Below are 23714 nucleotides of genomic sequence, written 5' to 3' on the forward strand. Positions count from 1 at the left end.
GGCTCACACTGACCAGCCCCGGCCAGTACGTTTGATTCTGCCATTGTCTTCCTCGGTTTACTCGCTAAGAATGAAGCATGCCGGTATACATGAGGTCACTTGAAACCGCAGTTCCGCAAACCATCCTCGTCCAGCAGCAAGCCCGTGATGTCTTCGCATCCCAGCCAGGCCTGACGCGGCTGGGAACCCGACTTGTGACAACCTGTTTCGACTCAGCAGCCATTGACACCCGCTATACCGCTGTTGCGGAGCTCAGCCTCGACGCCCATCCCGAAAATCCACGGTTCTTCGACCCCCAAACCAACCAGGTTCTTAGCCCCAGCACCAAGGTACGAAACGAAATCTTCGCTACGGAAGCCACCAAACTCTTCGTGGAATCAGGCAAAGCCGCAGTGGCGCAGGCACCCGGCATAGACTTGGACGACATCACGCACGTCATCACCGTTTCCTGCACGGGGTTCTTCAATCCTGGTCCCGATTACAAGGTGGTCAGGGCTTTAGGACTCAACCCGGCCGTGCAGCGCTACCACCTCGGATTCATGGGCTGCTATGCGGCCTTCCCTGCACTGAAAGCCGCGAAGCAGTTCTGCGTTGCTGATCCCGAGGCTGTCGTGTTGGTGATCTGTGTTGAGCTCTGCTCGCTTCACGTCAGAACATCGAACGACCCCGACACGATCATGGGGTCAGCGATTTTCGGTGACGGTGCGGCGGCCGCCGTCGTAACGGCCCGGGAACCGCAGGGACCGGAACCGTCCATCCGGCTGGATCACTTCGAGACTGTCCTGACGCCAGTGGGCGAGGAAGCCATGGCCTGGAACATTGGCGACGAAGGATTCGAAATGGTGCTGGGATCGTACGTCCCCCACATTATTGAGGAACACATCACTGGTGCCTTGGCGCCCCTGCTGGCCAAAGAGCCTTCCCTGGCAGGCGTCCCCTACCGGGACATTACCCACTGGGCCATCCATCCCGGCGGCCGCAGCATCCTGGACAAGGTGGAGTCCAAGCTGGAACTCACGCAGAAGCAGTTGGTGCCGGCCCGCGAGACACTGAGGGAATACGGCAATATGAGCAGCGCAACGGTGCTGTTCGTCCTCAAGTACATGCTGGGGCAGGCTGCGACTGAACGCGAGGAACGGATCTGTTCCATGGCGTTTGGCCCGGGACTGACGGTGGAGACGGGCCTCTTCACCTTGGTCTCCCCCGAGCGGTGAGTCCGTGGGGATCCCTTCAAGAGAGGGATTTGCACGCCGTAGAGGAGATGGACAGGGCCGACTGCGATCCTGAACGCCTTAACAAGACCTACGCCAGATTTCCGGTGGTCAACAGGCTCCTTTCCGGATGGCACGGGACCTATCGGCGACGTATCCGGCCGGTGCTGGCTGAAAGGGGCGAGGCGTCGTTGCTGGACATCGGAAGTGGCAGCGGGGATGTAGCCCGGTGCCTTGTGCGTTGGGCACAGCAAGATGGTTTCAACCTGACCGTTACAGCGATCGACCCTGACGAAAGGGCTCACGCCTTTGCAGCGAAAGCGCCACACGTGGAAGGTGTTTCGTACCGGCAAGCCCACAGCTCCGAGCTGGTCGCGGAACGCCGAAGATTCGATGTCGTCATCTCCAATCACATCCTTCACCACCTCGATCCCGGGCAACTCGCAGACGTTCTAGATGATTCCCAGTCACTGAGCCGGAGACTTTGCCTCCATAACGACCTCAATCGCAGCAATATCGCGTACCTGTTGTTCCTCACAGGCTTTTGGCCCTTGGGCGTGGGCTCGTACATCTGTGGGGATGGATTGACGTCCATCAGGCGCAGTTACACCGCGGCGGAACTGAAAGCCGTTGTTCCGGCCTCATGGACTGTTGAACGAAACGGCCCCTGGCATAACCTGCTCACCCATGAGCTTCCCGAGGCTTCTTCCGAACACGGTGAGGAGGAGCGTGCCTGACGTTGTGATCGTGGGTGCCGGTCCCGTTGGCCTGTTCATGGGGGTGCTGTTGCTTCAGCGGGGGCATCACGTCCGGATCTTGGAGCGCCGGGCCAGAAGAAGCAGCCGATCGCGGGCCATCGGAATCCACCCCCCGGCATTGGCTGAGTTGGCACGCGCCGGAGTTGCCAACGAACTGATTTCCGCCGGAGTCCATATCCACCGAGGCGTGGCGTACAGCCAGGGACGACGGGTTGCTGAGTTGGCGTTCGACGGCGACGCTGCTTTTCCCTACATCCTGTCAGTACCGCAGACAATCACGGAGAAAGTCCTAGAGAACGCGGTGACACGATTGGACTCCAAGGCATTAGTCCGTGGTGCTGACGTTCAGGAAATGGACGACGACGGCGGAACCCTGCGCGTCCGCGCTGACTCACCTTCCGGGAACCTGGAAGTGACGGCCCGACTGGTGTTGGTCGCTGACGGCGCCCACTCAAGGACCCGCCAGCGCATCCTGCCGGGGTTGCCAACGCGAGGCTACCCGGACTCTTACATCATGGGCGATTTCAAGGACACCACCGGGCACGGGCCCGACGCCGTGCTGTACTTGGAGCCCGACGGAATCGTGGAGTCCTTTCCCCTGCCGGGAGGGGTCCGCAGATGGGTCGTAAGGCTGGGGGCACCGGACAGAGGTCCGACGGCGGCAGGGCTGGCGAATTTGGTCAGGGCCAGGACCGGTGAGGTACTGGATACAGCCAGCAACACGATGCTGAGTGCCTTTGAAGTACGGTCCCGGCTTGCTCAGCGCTTGGTTTACGGCAGAGTGGTTTTACTCGGTGACGCCGCCCATGAAATCAGCCCCATCGGCGGACAGGGCATGAATCTGGGCTGGCTGGATGCCGCAGCCCTCGCACCCATCGTCCAGGCCTCCCTTGGAGGCGCAAACGTCGGCAGGTGGCTTGAGGATTTTGAGAGGTCCCGACGCCGGGCAGCGTTGCGCGCCTCCCGGCAAGCCGGATTGAATATGGCACTGGGCAGGCCGCTGCCGCCGAGGGTCCTTGCGGTCAGGAACACTCTTTTTGCAGGCGCATTGGAATTTCCGGTTGTCGCTGGACTGGTCGAACGACGCTTCACCATGCGTTAGCTATTCCGGCGTCGTGTAGTAGCAGTCGTACGTGTCCTGACTGATGATCAGTCCGTCCCGAAGCTCGAAAACAGCAGTGCTCCTGGCTCGGATGGTATCGCCGCTGTCCCAGTGCGGAAGGTCAAGAAGGAGAGTGGCCGACCAGTTCATCTCAAGCACCACGCGATTGTCCTGGCTTGTTGTGCGAACCACTTCGAAGCGCTGATCGGAAACAATGTCCTTGCTATGGTCGGCGCCGGCCAGGGTCTCGGCCAGGTTCCGCGTGGAGCCCGTTTTGGACAAGGCATGCGGCCACTCTGTGAGCCTGAAATCGTCAGCCAGAAAGGGCCGAAGTTCAGCAGCTCCGCCGCCGGCTTCAACTGTTCGGACAAACCCGAGTACACAATCCAATGGGGTGGAGTCGATCATTCGTTGAGCCTAGCCCACACTCGGGAAAGCCCTCATCGCGTTAGGCTCACTGTATGACGCACCAACCTCATCCTGAGGCCACGAGCCCTGCCACGGACTACAACCCAACCCAGATACGTGACGCTGTCCGTCGGTTGCTTGATGCGGAAGGGCTCCCGCCCATTGTGCAGGCCGGGCACCCCGTGTTGCGTCAGCTGGCGGCCCCGTACGACGGCCAGATTGACGATGCTGAGTTGGCGGCTTTCATAGAGCGAATGAGGGATGTTATGCACGACGCCCCGGGCGTCGGACTTGCCGCTCCTCAGCTGGGCATCCCACTACAAGTTGCTGTCCTTGAGGACAAGTATGAAGTCGACCCGACGTCGGCTGCTGTGCGGCACCGGGAACCGATGGAATTCTTCGCCATCATCAATCCGACGTACCGTCCGCTGGGAACAGAGACTGCCTCTTTTTATGAAGGATGCCTCTCCGTCAGCGGGTATCAGGCCGTGGTGACCCGGTATCGAAACGTGGAATTGCGATATGCCACTGCCGCCGGAGAGCCCACTGAAGAGTGGTTTTCGGGGTGGCAGGCCCGCATCGTGCAGCACGAAACGGATCATCTCCACGGCACGCTGTATCTGGACCGGGCAGAACTACGTTCCTTGTCCAGCAACGCCGAGCACTCCGTCCGGTGGGCCGCTCCGGACATTGACGAAGCGCGCCGCACTCTCGGCTTCCTTCACTGAGAACTGAATAGCGGCCTTGTCTGCTATTCCTCCAAGCGATTGGCTTCCGTTGGAAGGTACTTTGCCCACCAGCGGAGGATGTGATCAAAGCGCTGCCTTCGGTGATGAGGTGTCCCGGACCGTGACAATTCGTGATCTTCCCCAGGGAAGATCAGCAAGGAAGTGTCCACGCCCTTCGCCTTGAGGTGCGCGTAGTAGCGCTGGCCCTGTTCGATGGGGCACCGTAGGTCGTTCTCGCTGTGAATCACCAGGGTAGGAGTATCGACGCGCGAGACTACCGCCATGGGACTTTGGGCCGTAATCTGCTCCGGTGTCCCTCCCATGTATTCGGTCCCGAAGAACCAGCCGATGTCAGCGGAACCCGCAAAGCTGACTGGGTCCAGGAAGCCGCGCTCCACGATCGCACCCTTGAACCTATGGTCGTGGGCGATGGTCCACGCTGTCAGGTAGCCACCATAGGAACCGCCCATGATCCCGGCACGGTCTTCATCCAAGGCATCAAACGAAGCCAACGCTGCGTCCAGGAACGCAAGCACGTCCTGCATATCCACAGTCCCCATGCGCTCCTTGATGGCGCGCCCGTGGGACTGGCCGTAACCGGAAGACCCGCGCGGATTGCACATCACAACGGCGTACCCGGCAGCGGCATAGACCTGCGCTTCGTCGAAGAAAGCGCCAGTGTATTGGGAGAACGGACCGCCATGGATGGTGAGTAGAACGGGGTGGGGGCCGGGACCATCAGGCAGTACCACCCAACCGTGGACCGGGTGTCCATCGGTGGATTCGGCTTCGAAGTCCAAGGGTTCCGTTACACGGGAGTTGTTGCGCAGGGCGGCCGAGAAATCTGTGAGAAGGCGGATCTCCCCGCGTTCCAAGGAGGCGACATCCCCCGCCGTTGAGGCATCGGAAAAACTCACGGCAACTTCCCCGTTGGCAGCGACCGTTGCCCCGATAACTACCCGGGCACCATGGACCAGGGGTGTGATCCCGCCTTCTGCCGTGACATCCAACAGTTCGACACTTCCCAACGCGGTGTTCAGCACCAGAACGCTGGCGGGGCCGCTTGGTTCCAGCGGTCCCGACACGTCCAAATGTTCCACATCGGTCAGGGCCGACGCCTCTCCCCCGGCGATTGGCGTGACGTACAGAACAGCATTCCGAGCCACAAAATCCTTGCCGGTGTCGCCCAGGTCCTGGGCAACGTAAAACAGCCAACGGCCATCGGTGGAGGTGCGCACGCCAGTAACAGTCTGCAGTTTCCTGTTGGAAGGTTCGACGGCGGTCGGCTGGCCGCCGTCGGCTCCCACCCGATAGACGGACGTGACGAGGTCGTCGTCGTGCGCTTCATGGAGGGCCGCCACGAAGTAAAGGTGGGTGCCGTCAGCTGAAAAGCACGGCGACTCGTGGTCCGAGTCGCCAAAGGTTATTTGCTTGGCGTCAGGGACACCGGTGACCACTCGCGTGGGCTGCTCATGGGCAGCCCTCCCTCGGGGAGCAACTACTGGCTCACCGCCTAACTCCGGGACCTCAACGACAAACAGTTGCTGGCGCTGGTCTGCTGTGTACCCCAGGCCGTTCACCATGTACTGGTTGGTGATGATCAGTCGGGCGTCCTCTCCGCCGGACGCGATGCCGTCCACCGTTCCGTAGCGCCCTGGTTCCGGTACGCGGGCCTCAAACGCAATCCGGTGGGAATCAGGCGCCCACACGAAACTGCCTACTCCGGCGTGCTGATCCGTGATGCGCTGCGGTTCACCACCGGCTGCCTCCACAACATGCAACTGCGGTTTGCCATCTGGGTCACTCCTAAGGAAGGCAAGGACAAGGCCGTCGGGTGAAAATGCCGGGGAACTATCCCGGAAGCCGCGCGTGATGCGGCGCGGATACTTGGTGGCGTCCAGGGGAACGCTCCACAACTGACCCACGTAGCTGTCAGAATCAAAATCCGGCCTCGTGACAGATACCACCGCCTTAGTACCATCGGGGTGGATTGCCGGGGCGGACACAGAGTTCAGCAGGTGCAATTGCTCGGGTTTCACGTTGGTGAGCCTAGCCCGGCGGTTCCGCACCAGGCACCAGACACTCCGTCCGCCGTAGGATTGGAGCCATGTTGTCCGTCGCCGTTGCTGCCCTCCGCTGTCCTGTTTGCCAAGGGACGTTCCAGCTCCGGGAGGGCCGGCAGCGGACTCTCGCCTGCGATGCGGGGCACCTGTTCGACGCCGCTAAACAGGGCTACTTCAACCTGCTAACCGGCAAAGGCACCGTGTTTGAAGCAGACTCGGCAGACATGGTGGCCGCCCGACACAGGTTCCTGGACGCCGGGCACTACTCCGGCCTTGCCCAAGCCGTTGCACAAGCAGCCGCAGGATCACTTCGACGTCCCGACGCGCTGGTTCTCGACGCCGGTACCGGTACAGGCCACTACCTTCAGGCGGTCCTTGGGAGGTCCGGGGCAGCGGGAATCGGTGTGGACATTTCCAAATTCGCCCTGCGGCGCGCCGCCCGGCTCAATCCGCAGGCCGCCAACCTTGTATGGGACATTTGGCGTCCGCTGCCCATGGCTGACAACACGGCGGACGTGGTTACGGTGGTCTTTGCCCCGCGAAACCCCGCCGAATTTGCCCGGGTGCTTCGGCCAGGCGGCTCGTTGATTGTTGTGACGCCCAGGCCGGGCCACCTTGCCGAGATCGCGGCCCGGACAGGGATGCTCGGCATTGAAGAGGGCAAAGAAGAGCGGCTGGTGGAGTCCATGCGGGATTATTTCGAGTCAGGCACGAGCCAAAGCCTTGATCTTCCTTTGATGCTGAGCGGTCCGGAGGTAGCTGACCTCGCCTACATGGGTCCGGCCGGGCACCACCTACAGCGTGGGCAGTTGGCAGAATTGGCCACCTTGGACGGTCCCGTGGCCGCCACCGCGAAGTTCCGGATCAGCGAATTCGTCTTGTCCTGACGTGGGACGGAACGTCGGGCTAGGATGGAGGAACAGCGACTGTGATCCCGCTCGCGGGATCCGGGACCAAGGGGGAAACGATGTTTGAATGGCTCGGCGAGAATTGGTGGGCACTCTGGCTCACGGTCTTCCTCGCGTTCGCAGTGGTGGAGATGCTTACCCTCGACCTCTTCTTCATCATGCTGGGCGGCGGAGCCCTGGCCGGGCTGATCGCCGACTTCGCCGGGGCCGATTTCTGGCTCCAGATCGTCATCTTCTGCGTGGTCTCTCTCCTGATGATCGTTTTCCTGCGCCCGGTTGCGTTGAAGCACCTCCACAAAGGTCCGGAAGAACAACGATCCAACGTAGACCGCCTGATAGGTCAGTCCGCACTGGTCATCGAAGCCGTGAGCGGCACCAGCGGTCTCGTCAAAATTGGCGGTGACGTTTGGAGCGCCCGCAGCACTGCGGGAGTCATTGACCCCGGTGCCACGGTTCAAGTCACCAAGATCGACGGCGCGACGGCGGTCGTAGCCTCGTCCGCCGACAACAGCCCGCGCTGAGGCGCGCCCTTGACTTTCAGCGGTTGCCGGGTCGGGCAGCCCACCCGCGTTCAGCCGCATCAAACCACGCAATTGGGGAATGAAGGAGATGTATGGACGGCTTAGGAGGAACAGCAGCAGCAATTGTGCTGATTGTTCTCGTCATTTTTGTCATCATCGTGTTGGTCCGCTCGGTAAGGATCATCCCGCAGGCCCGTGCCGGCGTCGTTGAACGGCTCGGCAAGTACCAGCGCACGCTCAACCCGGGACTAACCATCCTGATCCCGTTCGTTGACCGGCTCCTGCCGTTGCTTGACCTGCGCGAACAGGTGGTGTCGTTCCCGCCGCAGCCGGTCATTACCGAGGACAACCTGGTGGTCTCGATTGACACCGTTGTCTACTTCCAAGTCACCGATCCACGGGCCGCAACCTACGAGATCGCCAACTACATCCAGGCCGTGGAGCAGTTGACCACCACCACGCTTCGTAACGTGGTGGGTGGACTCAACCTCGAAGAAGCGCTCACCTCCCGCGATCAGATCAATGGTCAGCTGCGTGGGGTCCTCGACGAAGCAACGGGTCGCTGGGGAATCCGCGTGTCCCGCGTCGAGCTGAAGGCGATTGATCCGCCCCACTCCATCCAGGACTCGATGGAGAAGCAGATGCGCGCAGAGCGTGACCGTCGTGCAGCCATCCTGACGGCTGAAGGTACAAAGCAGTCGCAGATCCTCACCGCCGAAGGCCAGCGACAAGCTGCCATCCTCGCTGCTGAAGGTGATGCGAAGGCTGCCATTCTGAGGGCCGACGGTGAAGCTCAGGCCATCCACAAGGTCTTTGACGCAATTCACAAGGGCAACCCTGACCAGAAGCTCTTGGCCTACCAGTACTTGCAGACGCTTCCCAAGATTGCCGAGGGCAGCTCGAACAAGCTTTGGATCATTCCCAGCGAAGTCGGCGAGGCCTTGAAAGGCATCGGCGGCGCACTCGGAGGGCACAACGGGGACTCCCCCGCCGGCCTCTTCGGTGGCAATGAAAAAGCCAAGAGTTCCGAGTCGGCGGGAACTGCGCCCCAGCCTCGAGAAACTGAATAATTCGCCCCATCGCAAGGCCTCCGGGCGGTCAGCCATACTGGCTGGCCGCTCGTTGTATGTTCGCCCTTTTGAGTAGTGGGCATTGATCCGCGTATAATGGGATATTTGTCCGGCTGGTTCAGTGTGGATGGAACAATCAAGCTTGGCCAGGCGTTGCAATTAGTGATGCAAGGTGTGCAGAAGTAGTCCGTAAGGATCGTGAAAACGGCTTACGGCTAGCGCGGGGTTCATGCTCCGCGAACAGACAGAGGGAGTAATCATGAGCGATCGCAGCCTGCGGGGTATGCGTCTTGGCGCCCAAAGCATGGAAACTGAATCCGGCGTTGAACCGGCACCGCGCCAGCGGGTCGAGTACCGTTGTGAGGATGGCGAGCAGGTCTTTGTGACCTTCTCCTCCGAAGCCGAAATTCCCCCCGTTTGGGTTTCCAAGACAGGCAAGGAAGCGCTTCTGGTTGATGGCGAGCGTCCGGTGGATGCCAACGAGAAAGCTGTCCGCACCCACTGGGACATGCTCCTGGAACGCCGCAGCCTCCCCGAGCTGGAGCAGATCCTTGAAGATCGCCTGAACATCCTGCGTGAGCGCCGTGGAGAGCGCCGCTCCGCATAGCCGGTAGGCGACACAAGAAAGGCCGGGTCTGGTTTCCCTTTGGGAGCCAGACCCGGCCTTTTTGTTAGAACGTCCGGGACTACTTGGACATCGCCGGTGACTTGCGGGTGAGCTTTGCCCAACGTGCGGCGAGTCCCCATTTGGTGACATTGATCATGGCTTCCACCACAATGTTGCCGCTCATTTTCGATGCCCCGAGCTCGCGTTCGACGAACGTGATGGGGCGCTCCTCGATGCGGAGGCCAAGCTTGGCCACGCGCCACGCGAGGTCAACCTGGAAGCCGTAACCAACCGACTCCACCTGGTCCAGGTTGAGTGCCTCCAGGGTGCTGCGGCGGAAGGCCCGGTAACCGCCGGTGACGTCCTTGATCTTCACGCCCAACATGATCCGCGCGTAGGTGCTGCCGATGCGGGAGATGGCTTGGCGGTAGAGAGGCCAGTTTACGACGCTGCCACCGGGAACCCACCGGGAACCCATGGCGAGGTCTGCCCCGTCCTTGACGGCGTCGAGAAGTAGCGGCAACTGCTCCGGTTTATGCGAACCGTCTGCGTCCATTTCAACCAGTACGTCATAGCCCGCGGCCAGCCCCCACTTGAAGCCAGCGATGTAGGCAGCTCCAAGGCCTTCTTTGCCCTTGCGATGCAGGACATGAACCTGGCTGTCTTCTGCGGCGAAGTCATCGGCAAGCTTTCCCGTGCCGTCAGGGCTGTTGTCGTCGACCACGAGGACATCTGAGTCGGGAACTGCTGCGCGCAGCCGTCCCAATGTCACGGGGAGCGATTCCAGCTCGTTGTAAGTGGGAATGATCGTCAGGACACGCAAGAAGAGGCCTTTCCTTGATGGAGCGGTCAGTGTGCCGGAGCAGCCTGGCGGCTGGCGTTCTGGCGCAACTCTCCATTATAGGACGACGGCAAGGATTCATTTGGCGGCTGTGGCGCCGGACACATAGGGGCGCGTAGGGGCCGTGCTGCGGGCAGGTCCACAAGCCCAGGACCAGTGTCGCCCGACGACGAAATCGCGAACGAACTGTTTTCTGGGTCGCTGTGGACCTGCCCACTCATTTGCCGCCACCATAAACATGCTCCGGCCACGACCGAACCATCACGCTCCGGCAGCCGCCTCTGCGTTGATTGTCCGTTGAGCCTCAATGCTACGGACTCCCCCTAGGCTGTCAACCAGCCAATGACCTGCAGTTTTGTCCGTTGTCCCAGTTCAGGCGTCGCAGCGCCGCTGGAAATTCCTGCTTCACACCCTGAGCGACTCGTGGGCGAACAGCTCATGTCCCTCGCGGACAGTCTGCAGGCAACGGGGATCGCTGCCGGTGTCCAAGGCCGGCAAAAGGGGTGTCCGCGCCCGTGGATCCGTGCTCCACGACTGTACGCGGCTATCAGCCACCTGGACCATCAGTTCGTCCACTTCCCACACGGCGAAACTGGCAGGTGCGCCCGGGACCAGCTGGCCCATCAGGGGGTCCCGGTGTTTGGTGGCCCGCCACCCCGCACGCGTGTGGCCCAAGAACGCGGCACGAGCCGAGATTCGTTGCCCCGGGTTGCTGTGCTCCAGGCAGGCGCGGACGCTCGACCATGGGCGGAGAGGAGTAACCGGGCTGTCGCTGCCGAAAGCGATAGGGACCCCGCTTGCGTAGAAGGAAGCAAAGGGGTTCATGGCCTGGCTGCGGAGGCCCAGGCGCCGCTCGTAGAGCCCGCCGGAAGCACCCCACGCGGCGTCGAAGCCGGGCTGGACGCTGACCGACACGGAGTATTTTGCCAGCCTGTCGATGGCGGACTGGTCAGCCATTTCCACGTGTTCAAGTCGATGGCCAGACGCCCGGATACGCTGCTCCCCCACCTCGGCAGCTGCTGTGTCCAAGGCGTCGAGGACTGCCGCCAAGCCAGCGTCGCCTATGACGTGGAATCCCGCTTGGACTCCCAGGAGGGACGTGGCGGCAAGGTGTTTGGCGGCATCGTCAACTGACAGGAACAAACTGCCGCGTTGGCCCGGCGCGTCGGAGTAGTCATCCACGAGGGCCGCCGTGCGGGATCCGATTGAACCGTCCATGTTGAGATCCCCCGCCAGACCCAGCACACGAGTGCCCAATCCATCAAGAATGGCTCGGGCATGCTCCTCCGACGTCGCCAGTTGGCCCCAGTACGGGAGCACCTCCGGCATGTCGCCCCCTTCGTTCCAAGAGGCAGCCATCCCTAGGTCTTCGGGTCCGCAAATGTGTGGTGCCGACATCTCGGCCAAGGCTACGTAGCCGTGTGAAGCGGCCTCCTGCAGGGCTCGTTCCTGGTACCCTCGCCGGTCGGACTCCGGGAACATCCGGGCCCTCAGCCGGGCCGCCGTATGCGCGGCCCGCACTACGCGGGCGGTGCCGGAGAAGCCGTCGAGGCCGGTCAAACCAGCCGCCGCGGCCAGTGAGGACGAAACGAGGGCTGAGTGGACATCGATGCGCGAGAGGTAGACAGGCCGACCCCCCGCCGCCCTTTCGATTTCTTCCAGGGTAGGAAGCGTGGGATCGTCCCACATCGTTTCGTCCCAACCGTGGCCCAGGACTGTGCCCGTGCCGCTGGTGGATGCAACGGCGTCGAGCAGTTCCTTGGCCGAACGCACCGCGGTGAGCCTAAGGCCGGACAGGGCCAGGCCTGTCTCCGTCAGGTGTGCATGGGAATCTACGAAGCCTGGCGCCAGGAGGGCCCCACGGAGGTCGATGATCTCCATGGATGAGTCAGCGATGGAGGTGGCTGCCTGCTCGGAGCCGACCCAGGCTACGGTATCGCCATCCACCACCATTGCGGTGGCAAAGGGATCTGCGGCGGTATAGATCGAACCGTTGCGGTACATCGTGACCTTGCGGTCCTGGCCGGCTGGCACGCCTGGCTGGTTCATGCGTTGTGCTCCTCGAGCGTTGAAAACAGTCAATGAGGTTAGGGGCGCGCTAGGCCACTGTGGAGTAGGCCACGACGCCGCGGCGGACCAAGTCAATGGACTCGCGGCAAATGCGAGCCAAGCGTGGGTCCAGTTGTGGGATTTTGGCCAGCTGGTCAAGGAGGTCCACCACTTGCTTGGCCCAGCGGACAAAGTCGCCGGCAGCGAGGTCGGTTCCGCTGAGCACGTCCTGGAGATGACGTCCCCTGGCCCACTTGTACATTGGCCACATCAGGCCGAGTTCCGGTTCGCCGGTCAAAGGTAGCCTGTTACGTTCCTCGGTATCTTCCAACTGGGACCATTCACGGATGACAATGTCTACGGCCGATTCCAAGGAGACGCTAGGCATCTTAGGCCGCAGCCCACGGTCCTCCCGTTTAGCCTGGTAAACCAGGGTGCTGGCAAGCGAGGCCAGTTCGGCGGCGTCGAGGTCGTTGATGGCGCCGCGCCGCACAGTCTGGGAGATGAGCAGGTCCTTCTCACCGTAGATCCGGCGAAGCCGCTGCCCGTCGGTGCTGATGGTGACCTCTCCGGCGCCGCTGGTTTCCAAGTAACCGTAAACCGAAAGAACATCGCAGACGCGGTCGAACGTCTTGGCAATGGTGTTGGTCCTGCTTTGGATCTGCCGGACCAGGCCGTCGGTCTCCCTGCGCAGCTTCCACCAGCGCTCCGACCACCGTGCATGGTCTTCGCGTTCGCTGCAGCCATGGCACGGATGAGCCCGCAGTGCCCGCCGAAGATCCGCGATCTTCTTCTCCTGATCCGGCAGACGGGCCCCGAGACCGAAGTCTTCGTGCCTGCTGTTACGCCGGCTGTGGGGTGCGTCCTCACTGATGGCGTGCCGCATGGACGAAGCAAGGTCCCGGCGGGACTTGGGAACCTTGGCGTTGAAGGATTTCGGGATACGGATACGTGTGACTGGCGACACCGGACCGTCCAGGTCGTGGACACCGATGCGTCGCAGCTGGTTGTCAGAAGTGAGCACCGAGGGCCGTGGTTCCCGGGCATTGGGGTCCACCTCCAGCACAACGGCATGTCCTGCCAGCCGGCCGCTGTAGATGGTGATGACATCGCCGGGGATCAATCGCGTGAGTGAATCAGCAACATGTGATTTCCTGGCCCGCTGATGGTCTCGGGCCGCGAAATTCTCGGCATCGCTGAGTTCACGGCGGAGCTTTGCATACTCGGTAAAGTCACCCAGATGGCATTGCATGGACTTGGCGTAGCCCGTCAGCGACTCTTCACGCCCACGCACCTGCCGGGCAAGGCCCACCACGGATCGGTCAGCCTGGAATTGGGCAAAGGAAGACTCAAGGATTTCACGGGCGCGGACCCGCCCGAACTGGGCAATGAGGTTGATGCTCATGTTGTACGTCGGCCTGAAACTGGAGTTCAAGGGGTAAGTGCGCCTTGAGGCAAGGCCAGCCACGGCCGCTGGATCAGTCCCCGGCTGCCACAGCACAACGGCATGGCCTTCGACGTCGATGCCACGACGTCCGGCACGCCCGGTCAGCTGGGTGTACTCCCCCGCCGTGATGTTGACGTGGGCTTCACCGTTGAACTTTTCCAGTTTTTCCAAGACTACGCAGCGGGCGGGCATGTTGACGCCGAGGGCCAGCGTTTCAGTGGCGAAAACGGCCTTGACCAAGCCGCCGGCAAAGAGTTTTTCCACCACTTCCTTGAACGTGGGCAGCATGCCTGCGTGGTGCGCAGCAAAGCCCCTGATGAGGCCGTCGCGCCAACCCCAAAATCCCAGGACATCGAGGTCGTCTGCGGGAATCTCGTGGCTCGCCTCGTCCACCCTTTGGGCAATGATTTGCTGTTCACGCTCCGTTGTCAGCCACAGTCCCGACGCTGCACACTGGGCTACGGCAGCGTCACAGCCGGCCCTGGAGAAGATGAAGGTAATGGCGGGCAAGAGATCCTGTCGCCTGAGACTCTCGATGACTTGAGGACGGCTGGCCTTCCGGACAGGACTGCGCTGCTCGGACTGCTGCCGCTCATCGCGATAGCGGTCCTGACGGCGGCGGCTGCGTCCACCATGGCCAAAGCGGCCATTCATGTTCATCCGGCTCTCAGAGCGAGCCATGGCCAACAGGTCCGGATTGACCTCGAACTCGGGACCGGTGACTGCCTGGCGGACTGTGGTTGCGGACGAACGCTTGGCTGAGACGAGTCGGCGATCATTGGCGGCCGGCTCGGCTGCCACCTCATTAGCTTCGGAAAGGTCCGGTACTTCCGTTTCCTGTGCGCCAGGGGCTTGGGGTGCAATCTCGTCAAAGGTGGTGTCACCGGCGAAGAGATCCACGATTTCCCTGCCCACCATGACGTGCTGCCACAGCGGAACGGGACGGTGTTCGGAGACGATGACGTCAGTATCGCCCCTCACGGTATCCAGCCAGGCGCCAAACTCTTCGGCGTTGGAAACTGTGGCGCTCAGCGAGGCAACCTGCACTTCGCTGGGCAAGTGGATGATGACTTCTTCCCACACGGCACCACGGAAGCGGTCGGCCAGGTAATGGACTTCGTCCATCACCACAAACCCCAGATCGCCTAGGGTTTCAGAATCGGCGTAGAGCATGTTCCGAAGGACTTCGGTGGTCATGACCACCACGGGAGCGTCTCCGTTGATGGTGGTATCGCCCGTCAGCAAGCCGACGTTGGCCGACCCGTATTTCGCTGCGAGTTCCGAGTATTTCTGGTTGCTCAGGGCCTTGATGGGCGTGGTGTAAAACGCCTTGAGTCCCCGTTCCAAGGCCAGGTAGATCGCGAACTCGCCAACGATCGTCTTACCAGCGCCGGTGGGGGCTGCTACCAGAACTCCGCGGCCCTCCTGGAGCGACCTGCACGCCTCGCGTTGGAAGTCGTCCAGTTCAAAGTCCAAGGAACGGGCGAAGGCGCCAAGGTAAGTTTTCGACTCAGCTGCCCGCTGGGCTGCCGCCTGGTAACGGTCTGATGGAGATGAAGACCCGGAAATGGAGGACATGCATCAAGCCTAGTGGCCCAAGGTCTAGAGATTCTCCAGATCTGTGGCCGGGGTTGCGATGTCTGCAGTGGCTTCGGTCTCAGCCGCCCGCTTGATGGCACGGCGCTCACGGCGGCGGTCATTCAGGACGCAGACACCGATCGCCGCGAAGAACAGGAGGAGCATGGGCGCTGCGAGGTAGAACATGCTCATGGCGTCAGCGCCGGGAGCGGCCATCGCAGCGAACAGGCACACCAGGAAAATGGTGATTCGCCAACTCTTGATGAGCTGCTTGCCCTTTATGAGTCCGGCCAGGTTCAATCCCACCAGCACCACGGGGACGAGGAAGGCGATTCCGAAGGCCAAGAGGAGCCGAAGGACGAAGGCCAGATAAATTTCGGCGCTGATGAAGTTTGAACCGCCCACCGGAGTGAAGTCGGTCAGGACGCGAACAGCGTTGGGCAACACCAGCCAGGCAAGCAGGACACCGCCGATGAATAGCGGTACGGCTGCTGCCACGAAGGACAATGCCAAGCGCCGTTCCTTCTTGTGGAGGCCCGGAACGATGAAGGCCCACAGCTGGTAAATCCAGACCGGGCTGGACAGGATCACGCCAAGAAAAACCGACACTTGGACCATGAGGTCGAACGAACTGGCGACGCCATCAAAGTTCAGCGTGGCAGCTCGTCCCTCTTTTTCGTTGAGGTCCTTGATCGGCTTGATCAGTGCTTCCAGGAGAGGCTGGTAGACGATGAAGCCCACCACAGTTCCCAGGATGACGCCTATTGCAGCCTTGAAGAGCCGGTTTCGCAGCTCCTTGAGGTGATCCAGGAGCGCCATCCGGGCTTCGGGGTTGGCCTTGCGCCCCTTCGTCTCTACCACTTCTCTTTAGACGCGGTTGGAGGGCGGAACGTCGGTCTCGCCGTTGTTCTGGGTCTTCACGTCCGGGTGGCCTACAACCTTGCCTTCAACGGCGTCGGATGAGTCCTGGGAGTCCTTGGCTTCGGAAGAGCCATCCTTCTTCATCTCCCGGACTTCAGACTTGAAAATGCGCATCGACTGACCAATGCTGCGCGCCATGGACGGCAGCTTCGGCGCTGCGAAAAGCACCAGAGCCAGGACGATGATGATGATGAGATGCCAGCCTTCGAGCCTCATGTGGGGAGGTCCTTTCCTTTTGGATACATCCTACGTCTATCTGAATTCAATGTCGTGCAGGGTTTGGGGTTGACCCCGCCCGGCTTTGCGCTTGACGCGTCGTTGACGACGAACTTCCTGACGGAAGGCTTTGGCCGTCAGGTAATCATGACGCATCTGTTCCGGTGAGGCAAAAATTGCGGACCCCGGCGTTGGTCGGGGTTCGGCGGTTTCAACGTCGGAGGTTTCCCGGGAAGGAGCAAGGTTGCTGAAACGTTTACCCGCGGCACCCAAATCATGAACAGTTGACATGAATTTCTTGTACAGGCGATAGCCCAAAGTCAGGTGAAAGAGCAACGAAAGGGCTATAAGCGCGATCCACAACAGGATCCAGAACCACCAAGGCATCTGAGTAGTCTAGCCAGCCTTCGTGCTGGAAGGTGAGTTGTACTGCGCCATGGCCGCGTCGACCCACGCGCGGCTATCCTGTCGAAGGTGCCCGGGTTCGAGGATGCGAACGGTGCCACCATGCTGGGAAACGAACATCGGCAGCCACTCTGCGTTGCCGAACCGAACTTCGGCGAGCAGACCGCCGTCGGGCAGTTGAGCGGTGCGTTCGGCGTAGTAGTCGTCAGCCAATCCAGCTCCCTGACGGGTCAGCTGGAGGACCACCAGCACGTCGTCATCGCTGGGCGTGAACAGCCGGGCCGGAAAATCCTGCCCGGCTGTTGGCGGCCTGGACACGGCGTGGCCGTTGGCCTCCAACGCTTCTACCCGGTCCAGCCGGAAGTTCCTGATTCCCGCCTTGCTGTGGCAGTACGCCTCGAAGTACCACGTATTGTCCAGCGAGTAGAGCCGCAGCGGATCCACGTCACGCTCGGTCACTTCGTCGCGTTGCAGTGAGAAGTACCTGAGTCGCAGTTGCTGCCCCTCACGGATTGCCCGGGTTATTGCGGCGAAAGCTTGTGACTGTTCCGGCGCCACCGACTGCCCGGAGACTGAGCCGGCCAATCGTGCGGCCTGCCCGGCAGCGCCTGTCAGCTTGATGGTCACGGATTCCAGGGCGCTCCCCGACTCATCCTCAAGCATTCCTGCCAGTGCCGGCAGATCCCCCAGCATGGCCAGGCCGGTCAGCAACGCAGCCGCTTCGTCTTCACTGAACCGCACTGGACGGTTCAAATCGAGGTGCTCGGAGATGTACACGTGATCGTTCTCCCATTGAATGTCCAGGAGGTCGTCAGGGTATCCCTCGGGCAGCCCCGAACAGATAAGGATCTTCAGGTCATCGATCAGCGCCTTGCGGCTGATGCCAAAGTGATCGGCCACCTGCTGGATATGCAGGCCTTGGTGGTGAACCAGGAAGGGAACCAGTTGCAGCATCCTGGCGAGTTGGTCTTCAGAGGTGCGTTTGCGCGCCCGCGGAGCACGGCCGGCTTCGGGAAATTCAATGAGTAGTGGCGGAGAGTCATCAAAGTCCGCGGCAGCTTTGAGGCGGCGTACGACGGCGGCACGCAGCTCTGTGGGTCCCGCCACCTTGACGTGGGGGCCATAGGAGGCCAGCTCTTCGGCCAGCTGCTCTGGATCCCGGAAATCCACAGTGATGCGGTCACGACTGGGTGCATCCGGGGCTGCCTCGACGGACACAGCCCTTTTGCGTAAGGCAAGCAGCCTGTCCATATCGACGTCCAGAGTGGCTTGTTGGACGGGCAGCTCATGAAGTGCGTCCAACTCGGCCCGGGCGCTGAAGCCCTCCGGTGGTTGGAAACTGCTCGTGGTTACAACGCTCACTGCGGTGGTCATCCGTGAGAGCCTGAAGAGCCTTTGGGCCCCTCTCCCCCGATCCCAGCCCGCGAGGTACCACTGGCCGAAGCGGCTGCCCAGCCCCCACGGCTCAACTTCGCGGACTTCTTCCCGTCCGGTACTGACCGCGAGGTAGCCGAAGCGGACCGGATGCTTGCCGTGCATGGCCGCAACGACGTCGTCGAAGGCTTGTCCGGCAGGTTTGATCCGCGGCTGGACCCCTGCGGGGAGGTCAACGTCCATGAAGCCTCCTGCGGCCTGCAGCTTGCGAACGGCGTTGGCAGCTGCTGTTCCCAGAGCAGCGCGTTCCCAGAGCTGAGCCGCCAGCAGAAGCACAGTGCTCTCCGCAGCCGTCAGGTTGACATCAGGAAGCCGGTTGGAGTCCTTGCCGATCCGGTAGCGTGCCGAGGCGGGGTCGTCCGCGCCGAAGTTGCGCGGATCCATCAGGGTCTCAATCTCAAAGCCAAACTGCTTCAGCTCCACTTTGTCGCGCTCGAACATGCGTCCAAAGGCGACGTCATTCTCGGCTGAATCGTGGTAGACCTTTTCGCGCAGCACGGCGCGTGGAAGGCCAACTTTGGTATTGAGCAAAGCCAGGAGAAGGTTCAGGAGACGTTCAGTGCGGGATGCGGACACGCTTGCTACGTTACTAAAAACCAGCGGGAAAGCAGCAAGGCGCGTCACCGACCGGCAAAACCGGAAGGTAACGCGCCCTGCGAAAAGCCAAAGTCCTAGCGGACAGCAACGAGATCGACGACGAAGATCAAGGCCTCGTTGGGCTTGATTGCTCCACCGGCGCCACGCGAGCCGTAGGCGAGCTCCGAGGGGATCTCCAAGCGACGGCGGCCGCCGACCTTCATGCCCAGCAGGCCCTGGTCCCAGCCCTGGATGACCTGGCCGACGCCGACGCGGAAGTCGAGCGGAGCGCCGCGGCCCCAGGAAGCGTCGAACTCTTCGCCCGTGGACCAGGCAACGCCGACGTAGTGGGTGGATACGGTGTCGCCCGCCTTGGCCTCGGGGCCGCTGCCCTCGATGAGGTCCGTGATGACGAGGTCCGTAGGGACGTCGCCTTCCGGGAAGTCGATTTCCGGCTTAGTGCGGTCGAAGTCACGCTGACCAAATGACATTGGTGCTCCTTAGTGAAAGGGACGAAGGTGTTTTCAGGGACCAGCTTAGCCAGAACCTGGGCGAGGTCTTACTTTTTCCCGGTGATCTCAACAACAAAGACCAACGGACCTGCAGGTTTGCCCTGCGCAGCGGCGCTTGCACCGTAGGCGAGGTCCGTGGGGATGGTCAGTAGCACCTTGGACCCGACCTTCTGGCCCGTAAGGCCCAGTGTCCAGCCCTTGATTACCTGGGTCAGACCGAACGTAGCGGCCTCTCCGCGGTCATAGCTGGAGTCGAACTTGGTGCTGTCGTCCCAGCGCCAGCCGCTGTAGTTGGCATCGATGGTGTCGGAGCTCTTCAACTCTTCACCGGAGCCCTCGGACAGTACCTTCACCGAAAGCCCGGCAGGTGCGTCAGTCTTGGGGATCTCCACGGAAGGTATGCCCTTGGCGTCAAAGGTGACCTTGGGAAGCTTGCCGTCTTTGTCCAGCTGCTCGGTCTCTTCCTTGCTCAGAAGACCGGGTGCGTCCTTGGCGGAGATGATCTTGAATACCACCAGCTGCGTGGACGCGGGTGTGGTACCGGAGGAGTTGCCGGGTGCGGCGATGGCAATATGGCTGCCCACCTTGGCGCCGATGATGGCGTTATAGATCAGCTCGTTGCTGGTTTTCACCTGGTCCGTGAGGTCGATCGGCTGGGGCCCGTTGGCGTAGCCGTCCTCGAGGGTTTTGCCATCGCTGCCATCCACGGCGACGTATGCCAATTCGGCAGTTTGACCCGTCTTCACGGGCTCTCCGTCACCTTCACTGACGACGTCAACGGTGGGCTCGGCCACGGTCAGGGGCTTGGAGAATTCAATGCCCGGTGCTTTGTCGTTGCCGTTGTCCGTCACCTTCACGGAGTCGAGCTTGGAGATGTCGCCCACCGACTTGCTGGTGGGCTCAGTAGCCGGAGTGCTTCCGCCACCGCATGCGGTAATAAGCAGCAGGGCGGGAAGGAGGATTGCTAGGAGTCGGCGCACAAAAAGACACTTTCGTCGGGGCAAGGGACACTCGGAAAGGCGCGTTGCGCATCCAAGCGAGGTGTATCTCGGGAAGAGACCACTATCCAGAATAGCCCGTGAAGCTGGGAGCCAGCTTATAAAGCCGTCAGCTCATGGAGTCCAAGAGAGCGTCCACCCGTTCGTCCACGCTGCGGAACGGATCCTTGCAGAGGATTGTTTGGTGCGCGCGGTCATTGAGCTTCAGGTGTACCCAGTCGACTGTGTAATCGCGCCCAAGCTCCTGGGCCCTGCGGACAAAGTCTCCTCGCAACTTTGCCCGCGTTGTCTGCGGCGGCGCATCCACAGCATCCTTTACCTCGGTTTCCGTGACAAGCCTTCGTGCTGCACCGCGCGCCTGCAGCAGGAAAAAGATGCCACGTTGCCGCGAAATGTCGTGGTACGTGAGGTCCAGTTGGGCGATGCGCGGTGAGTCAAGGTTGAGATCATGCCGGCGCATATAGCCGTCCATGAGCTTCTTCTTGATGGCCCAATCCACTTCGGTATCGATGGTGCTGGTGTCACCGCTCTCGATCGCGTCCAAGGTCCGCTTCCACAAGTCCAGAATGAGCGGTACGTGGACGTTGTGCGCGCCGTTGGTGGCCACGAAGTCGGTGACCTTGTTGAGGTACTCCCGCTGGATATCAAGGGCGGTGAGTTGCCGTCCGTTGGCCAACCGGACCAGTGCCCGGCCCGTGAGGTCGTGGGAAATCTCGCGGATGCTGCGGATGGGATTCTCCATGCGCATGTCACGCATGATGACCCCCGCCTCGATCATGCGGAGGATGAGGTCAACCGTGCCGACTTTGAGCAGCGCCGAGGTCTCAGACATGTTGGAGTCCCCCACGATCACGTGGAGGCGGCGGTAGAACTCGGCGTCCGCATGTGGCTCATCGCGGGTGTTGATGATGGGCCTGGACCTGGTGGTGGCGGAGGACACGCCTTCCCAAATGTGGTCGGCGCGTTGGGAAAAGGCGAATGTGGCGCCGTGCGGAGTCTTCAATACCTTGCCTGCACCAGCGATCAGTTGCCGGGTGACCAGGAATGGAATCAGGATCTCGGCAAGGCGGGAGAATTCCCCGCGCCGCGGTATGAGGTAGTTCTCGTGGCTGCCGTAGGAGTTCCCCGCCGAATCGGTGTTGTTCTTGAAGAGGTAAACCGTACCGTTGAAGCCCTCCGCCGCGAGCCTTGCCTGGGCTTCATCCACGAGATCGTCCAGGATAAGTTCGCCCGCCCTGTCATGGGCGATGAGCTGGGCAAGGTCGTCGCACTCGGCCGTGGCATACTCCGGGTGAGAGCCCACATCAAGATAAAGCCGTGAACCGTTGGTGAGGAAAACATTGGAGGACCTACCCCAACTGACCACTTTGCGGAACAGGTAGCGTGCCACTTCCTCGGGAGCCAGTGGACGTGAATCCGGACTGGAATAGGAGATGCCGAATTCCGTTTCGATGCCAAATATCCGTTTATCCATCTCAGCTCTCCTCTGTGAGCAACCGGGTCATGTCATCCGGCAATAGCCGCCGGAACGCCCTGTGGGATCCGCGTTGGCTCTCAGAAGCGCGATACAACACCGCGGCTTCAACGGCGGTAGCGGGCAGTTCTTCAACTTCCTTATTGGTGGCCAAGGCACGCAGTGCCAATCGCATGGCTCCCGCCAAGCTGAGCTCCGGCTCCCAATCCCCACTGACGACGTCGGAAATTTGGTCAGCAAGTCCGCCCATGACCACGAAGCCATTCTCATCGGCGATTGAACCATCGAAGGTGAGCCGGTACAGGTGGTCCTGTTCCTGCGTGAAGCCAACCTCGGCCACCGCCAATTCCACCTCGAACGGCTTCTGCTCGGCTGTGAACACAGCTCCGAGGCTCTGGGCGTACACGCTGGCCAAGCCGCGCGCCGTCACGTCCTCGCGATCGTAGGAGTAGCCGCGGACGTCGGCGTAACGGACACCCGCTTGCCTGAGACTTTCGAATTCGTTGTACTTGCCCACCGCTGCGAACGCGATTTTGTCGTAGATTTCGCCGATTTTGTGCAGTGAGGGTGAAGGGTTTTCGGCAATCAATGCGATGCCATCGGCACAGCTGATGACCACCACGGAGCGTCCACGTGCGATGCCCTTCCGTGCGAAGTCCGCACGGTCCTTCATCAACTGCTCGGGCGAGACATAGAACTGCTGCGTCATGTCAGGCCTCCCGTCCGGCGATGGCCCGCGATTCAACGATGGCGCCGGCTATCGCTGCCAAGTCCCGTTCAGGAACCCGCCGGTTGCCGGAACGGTTGACGGTATACACCACCGGCCATAGTTGGCGGACGGGGTCTGGGCCGCCGGTGGCGGAGTCGTCGTCGGCGGCATCGTAAAGGGCCTCGACAGCCACAGCCACGGCAGCCTCTTCCGAAAGGTTTGGCTTCCACAGTTTCTTCAGGGCACCACGGGCAAACACTGAGCCGGAGCCAACGGAGTGATGTTCTTGTTCTTCGTAGCGGCCGCCCGTGACGTCGTAGGAGAACAAACGCCCCACGCCGGACCCATGGTCGAAGCCAGCAAAGAGTGGAATGACTGCCATCCCCTGCATCGCCATCGGTAAGTTTCCACGGATCATGGCACCCAGGCGGTTGGCCTTGCCAACCAGGCTGAGGAGAGTGCCCTCAATCTTCTCGTAGTGCTCCAGTTCAACTTGGAAAAGGCGCGTGATATCGATAGCCAAGCCGGCCGTTCCAGCGATGCCCAGCACTGAGTATTCGTCCGCGGGAAACACCTTCTCGATGTGCCGGCTGGCGATGATATTGCCCATGGTGGCGCGACGATCCCCGGCCATCAACACACCACCGGCATACGTCAAGGCCACGATGGTGGTGGCATGAGGCGACGACGGCACCATTCCGGCGGGTAACGATTGGCTGAACGGAAGAAGTTCGGGACGCGAGCGTTGAAGATGCTCCGTGAAAGAAGACGTTGCCTGGGTGGCCAGGGGGCCGGTTGATGGGTCCTGCATTGCTGCACTCCTTCGACTCTGCGTTCCGATGCCCGGCGGCCTCACGCCGACCGGGCAGTACCTGCGAGGGTGGGGCCGGTTACTGGCCGCCCTTTTGGACAAACGCCCTGACGAATTCTTCGGCGTTGGATTCGAGCACGCCGTCGATTTCGTCGAGGAGGTCGTCAACACCCTGCGTCGCTTCCGAGGCTTGTGCCTCGGGTGCGGCCGGTGGTGCCTCCGGCACGTCCACCTCGGTCTCGGTTTCCCGTGACTGCGGTTGTTGCTGCTCCTGAGCTGCCATTTTCTCTCTCCCTACTGTCAGTCCCCTGAAGACGGAGACTTCCTACTGCCATATTGCCACGCTGACGGACGTTGCGGATGGCTT

Annotated in this window: 23 protein-coding genes; 8 read left to right on the top strand and 15 right to left on the bottom strand. The window is 61.4% G+C overall.

Annotated features, from left to right (window positions below; genetic code table 11):
* Positions 1 to 77: 77 nt before the first annotated feature.
* From AC0J5Z_RS13165 to AC0J5Z_RS13175, 3 genes are read left to right on the top strand one after another with little or no spacing between them, the layout of a single operon-like run.
* Complete coding sequence (locus AC0J5Z_RS13165; RefSeq protein ID WP_475032801.1) at positions 78 to 1214, top strand: type III polyketide synthase; 1137 nt, start codon at positions 78 to 80, stop codon at positions 1212 to 1214.
* On the top strand, positions 1211 to 1948 hold the full coding sequence (locus AC0J5Z_RS13170; protein WP_475032803.1) for a class I SAM-dependent methyltransferase: 738 nt from the start codon (positions 1211 to 1213) through the stop codon (positions 1946 to 1948). Before AC0J5Z_RS13165 ends, AC0J5Z_RS13170 begins: the two co-directional genes overlap by 4 nt.
* Positions 1941 to 3071, top strand: coding sequence for an FAD-dependent oxidoreductase (locus AC0J5Z_RS13175; RefSeq protein WP_475032805.1), 1131 nt, complete (start codon positions 1941 to 1943; stop codon positions 3069 to 3071). Before AC0J5Z_RS13170 ends, AC0J5Z_RS13175 begins: the two co-directional genes overlap by 8 nt.
* Here the strand turns inward: AC0J5Z_RS13175 and AC0J5Z_RS13180 are convergent, their stop codons facing one another.
* Positions 3072 to 3479, bottom strand: a complete 408-nt coding sequence (locus AC0J5Z_RS13180; RefSeq protein WP_475032807.1) for a nuclear transport factor 2 family protein — start codon at positions 3477 to 3479, stop codon at positions 3072 to 3074.
* A gap of 53 nt (positions 3480 to 3532) precedes the next feature.
* On the opposite strand from AC0J5Z_RS13180, the gene AC0J5Z_RS13185 reads away from it, so the two are divergent.
* Positions 3533 to 4207: a peptide deformylase gene (locus AC0J5Z_RS13185; protein ID WP_475032809.1), complete on the top strand. Its 675-nt coding sequence runs from the start codon at positions 3533 to 3535 to the stop codon at positions 4205 to 4207.
* Between the two features lie 23 nt (positions 4208 to 4230).
* Here the strand turns inward: AC0J5Z_RS13185 and AC0J5Z_RS13190 are convergent, their stop codons facing one another.
* Positions 4231 to 6246, bottom strand: a complete 2016-nt coding sequence (locus tag AC0J5Z_RS13190; protein ID WP_475032812.1) for a S9 family peptidase — start codon at positions 6244 to 6246, stop codon at positions 4231 to 4233.
* 68 nt (positions 6247 to 6314) lie between these two features.
* Here AC0J5Z_RS13190 and AC0J5Z_RS13195 point away from each other — a divergent pair, with 68 nt between their 5' ends.
* The 4 genes from AC0J5Z_RS13195 to AC0J5Z_RS13210 all read left to right on the top strand — a co-directional run bounded on the left by AC0J5Z_RS13195 (position 6315) and on the right by AC0J5Z_RS13210 (position 9376).
* On the top strand, positions 6315 to 7157 hold the full coding sequence (locus tag AC0J5Z_RS13195) for a methyltransferase domain-containing protein (RefSeq protein ID WP_475032814.1): 843 nt from the start codon (positions 6315 to 6317) through the stop codon (positions 7155 to 7157).
* 80 nt (positions 7158 to 7237) lie between these two features.
* On the top strand, positions 7238 to 7699 hold the full coding sequence (locus AC0J5Z_RS13200) for an NfeD family protein (protein ID WP_144648429.1): 462 nt from the start codon (positions 7238 to 7240) through the stop codon (positions 7697 to 7699).
* A gap of 92 nt (positions 7700 to 7791) precedes the next feature.
* Positions 7792 to 8769 (top strand): SPFH domain-containing protein, encoded by a 978-nt coding sequence (locus AC0J5Z_RS13205; RefSeq protein WP_475032816.1) that lies wholly within the window; start codon positions 7792 to 7794, stop codon positions 8767 to 8769.
* A 259-nt stretch (positions 8770 to 9028) separates the two neighbouring features.
* Entirely contained in the window at positions 9029 to 9376 is a 348-nt protein-coding gene (locus AC0J5Z_RS13210; RefSeq protein WP_011774875.1) for an RNA polymerase-binding protein RbpA, read from the top strand.
* Positions 9377 to 9455: 79 nt separating this feature from the next.
* Here AC0J5Z_RS13210 and AC0J5Z_RS13215 read toward each other — a convergent pair whose 3' ends face one another.
* From AC0J5Z_RS13215 to AC0J5Z_RS13275, 13 genes are all read right to left on the bottom strand, one after another.
* The gene (locus AC0J5Z_RS13215) at positions 9456 to 10199 is read right to left on the bottom strand and encodes a polyprenol monophosphomannose synthase (RefSeq protein WP_475032818.1); all 744 of its coding nucleotides are present in this window, start codon (positions 10197 to 10199) and stop codon (positions 9456 to 9458) included.
* A 423-nt stretch (positions 10200 to 10622) separates the two neighbouring features.
* A complete protein-coding gene (locus tag AC0J5Z_RS13220; RefSeq protein WP_475032820.1) occupies positions 10623 to 12266 on the bottom strand; it encodes an amidohydrolase in 1644 nt (547 codons plus the stop codon).
* Between the two features lie 49 nt (positions 12267 to 12315).
* The gene (locus AC0J5Z_RS13225; RefSeq protein WP_475032823.1) at positions 12316 to 15291 is read right to left on the bottom strand and encodes a DEAD/DEAH box helicase; all 2976 of its coding nucleotides are present in this window, start codon (positions 15289 to 15291) and stop codon (positions 12316 to 12318) included.
* Positions 15292 to 15315: 24 nt separating this feature from the next.
* On the bottom strand, positions 15316 to 16152 hold the full coding sequence (gene tatC, locus AC0J5Z_RS13230) for a twin-arginine translocase subunit TatC (RefSeq protein WP_091470754.1): 837 nt from the start codon (positions 16150 to 16152) through the stop codon (positions 15316 to 15318).
* Between the two features lie 6 nt (positions 16153 to 16158).
* Positions 16159 to 16428 carry a Sec-independent protein translocase subunit TatA gene (tatA, locus tag AC0J5Z_RS13235; RefSeq protein ID WP_475032824.1) on the bottom strand — a complete coding sequence of 90 codons (270 nt, stop codon included), beginning with the start codon at positions 16426 to 16428 and terminating at the stop codon, positions 16159 to 16161.
* A 36-nt stretch (positions 16429 to 16464) separates the two neighbouring features.
* Entirely contained in the window at positions 16465 to 16815 is a 351-nt protein-coding gene (locus AC0J5Z_RS13240) for a hypothetical protein (protein WP_475032826.1), read from the bottom strand.
* Between the two features lie 9 nt (positions 16816 to 16824).
* Positions 16825 to 18843 carry a helix-turn-helix transcriptional regulator gene (locus tag AC0J5Z_RS13245; RefSeq protein ID WP_475032827.1) on the bottom strand — a complete coding sequence of 673 codons (2019 nt, stop codon included), beginning with the start codon at positions 18841 to 18843 and terminating at the stop codon, positions 16825 to 16827.
* 95 nt (positions 18844 to 18938) lie between these two features.
* Positions 18939 to 19334, bottom strand: a complete 396-nt coding sequence (locus AC0J5Z_RS13250; protein WP_309075022.1) for an FKBP-type peptidyl-prolyl cis-trans isomerase — start codon at positions 19332 to 19334, stop codon at positions 18939 to 18941.
* A 68-nt stretch (positions 19335 to 19402) separates the two neighbouring features.
* Positions 19403 to 20335, bottom strand: coding sequence for an FKBP-type peptidyl-prolyl cis-trans isomerase (locus AC0J5Z_RS13255; RefSeq protein ID WP_475032829.1), 933 nt, complete (start codon positions 20333 to 20335; stop codon positions 19403 to 19405).
* Between the two features lie 127 nt (positions 20336 to 20462).
* Positions 20463 to 21827 (bottom strand): Pup--protein ligase, encoded by a 1365-nt coding sequence (gene pafA / locus AC0J5Z_RS13260; RefSeq protein WP_475032830.1) that lies wholly within the window; start codon positions 21825 to 21827, stop codon positions 20463 to 20465.
* Position 21828: 1 nt separating this feature from the next.
* Positions 21829 to 22536, bottom strand: a complete 708-nt coding sequence (gene prcA / locus AC0J5Z_RS13265; protein WP_475032832.1) for a proteasome subunit alpha — start codon at positions 22534 to 22536, stop codon at positions 21829 to 21831.
* Position 22537: 1 nt separating this feature from the next.
* Positions 22538 to 23347, bottom strand: a complete 810-nt coding sequence (gene prcB / locus AC0J5Z_RS13270; RefSeq protein ID WP_475032835.1) for a proteasome subunit beta — start codon at positions 23345 to 23347, stop codon at positions 22538 to 22540.
* Between the two features lie 79 nt (positions 23348 to 23426).
* Positions 23427 to 23630, bottom strand: a complete 204-nt coding sequence (locus AC0J5Z_RS13275; protein ID WP_043806102.1) for a ubiquitin-like protein Pup — start codon at positions 23628 to 23630, stop codon at positions 23427 to 23429.
* Between the last annotated feature and the right edge of the window lie 84 nt (positions 23631 to 23714).

The organism is Paenarthrobacter sp. TRD_SC_7 (assembly GCF_056156245.1).

Coding starts and splice junctions, on each gene's coding strand:
- AC0J5Z_RS13185 (WP_475032809.1), top strand. CDS start 3,533: ATGACGCACCAACCTCATCCTGAGGCCACGAGCCCTGCCACGGACTAC.
- pafA (WP_475032830.1), bottom strand. CDS start 21,827: ATGGATAAACGGATATTTGGCATCGAAACGGAATTCGGCATCTCCTAT.
- AC0J5Z_RS13275 (WP_043806102.1), bottom strand. CDS start 23,630: ATGGCAGCTCAGGAGCAGCAACAACCGCAGTCACGGGAAACCGAGACC.
- AC0J5Z_RS13220 (WP_475032820.1), bottom strand. CDS start 12,266: ATGAACCAGCCAGGCGTGCCAGCCGGCCAGGACCGCAAGGTCACGATG.
- tatA (WP_475032824.1), bottom strand. CDS start 16,428: ATGAGGCTCGAAGGCTGGCATCTCATCATCATCATCGTCCTGGCTCTG.
- AC0J5Z_RS13225 (WP_475032823.1), bottom strand. CDS start 15,291: ATGTCCTCCATTTCCGGGTCTTCATCTCCATCAGACCGTTACCAGGCG.
- AC0J5Z_RS13240 (WP_475032826.1), bottom strand. CDS start 16,815: ATGCCTTGGTGGTTCTGGATCCTGTTGTGGATCGCGCTTATAGCCCTT.
- AC0J5Z_RS13205 (WP_475032816.1), top strand. CDS start 7,792: ATGGACGGCTTAGGAGGAACAGCAGCAGCAATTGTGCTGATTGTTCTC.
- prcB (WP_475032835.1), bottom strand. CDS start 23,347: ATGCAGGACCCATCAACCGGCCCCCTGGCCACCCAGGCAACGTCTTCT.
- AC0J5Z_RS13250 (WP_309075022.1), bottom strand. CDS start 19,334: ATGTCATTTGGTCAGCGTGACTTCGACCGCACTAAGCCGGAAATCGAC.
- AC0J5Z_RS13180 (WP_475032807.1), bottom strand. CDS start 3,479: ATGATCGACTCCACCCCATTGGATTGTGTACTCGGGTTTGTCCGAACA.
- prcA (WP_475032832.1), bottom strand. CDS start 22,536: ATGACGCAGCAGTTCTATGTCTCGCCCGAGCAGTTGATGAAGGACCGT.
- AC0J5Z_RS13210 (WP_011774875.1), top strand. CDS start 9,029: ATGAGCGATCGCAGCCTGCGGGGTATGCGTCTTGGCGCCCAAAGCATG.
- AC0J5Z_RS13200 (WP_144648429.1), top strand. CDS start 7,238: ATGTTTGAATGGCTCGGCGAGAATTGGTGGGCACTCTGGCTCACGGTC.
- AC0J5Z_RS13195 (WP_475032814.1), top strand. CDS start 6,315: ATGTTGTCCGTCGCCGTTGCTGCCCTCCGCTGTCCTGTTTGCCAAGGG.
- AC0J5Z_RS13165 (WP_475032801.1), top strand. CDS start 78: ATGCCGGTATACATGAGGTCACTTGAAACCGCAGTTCCGCAAACCATC.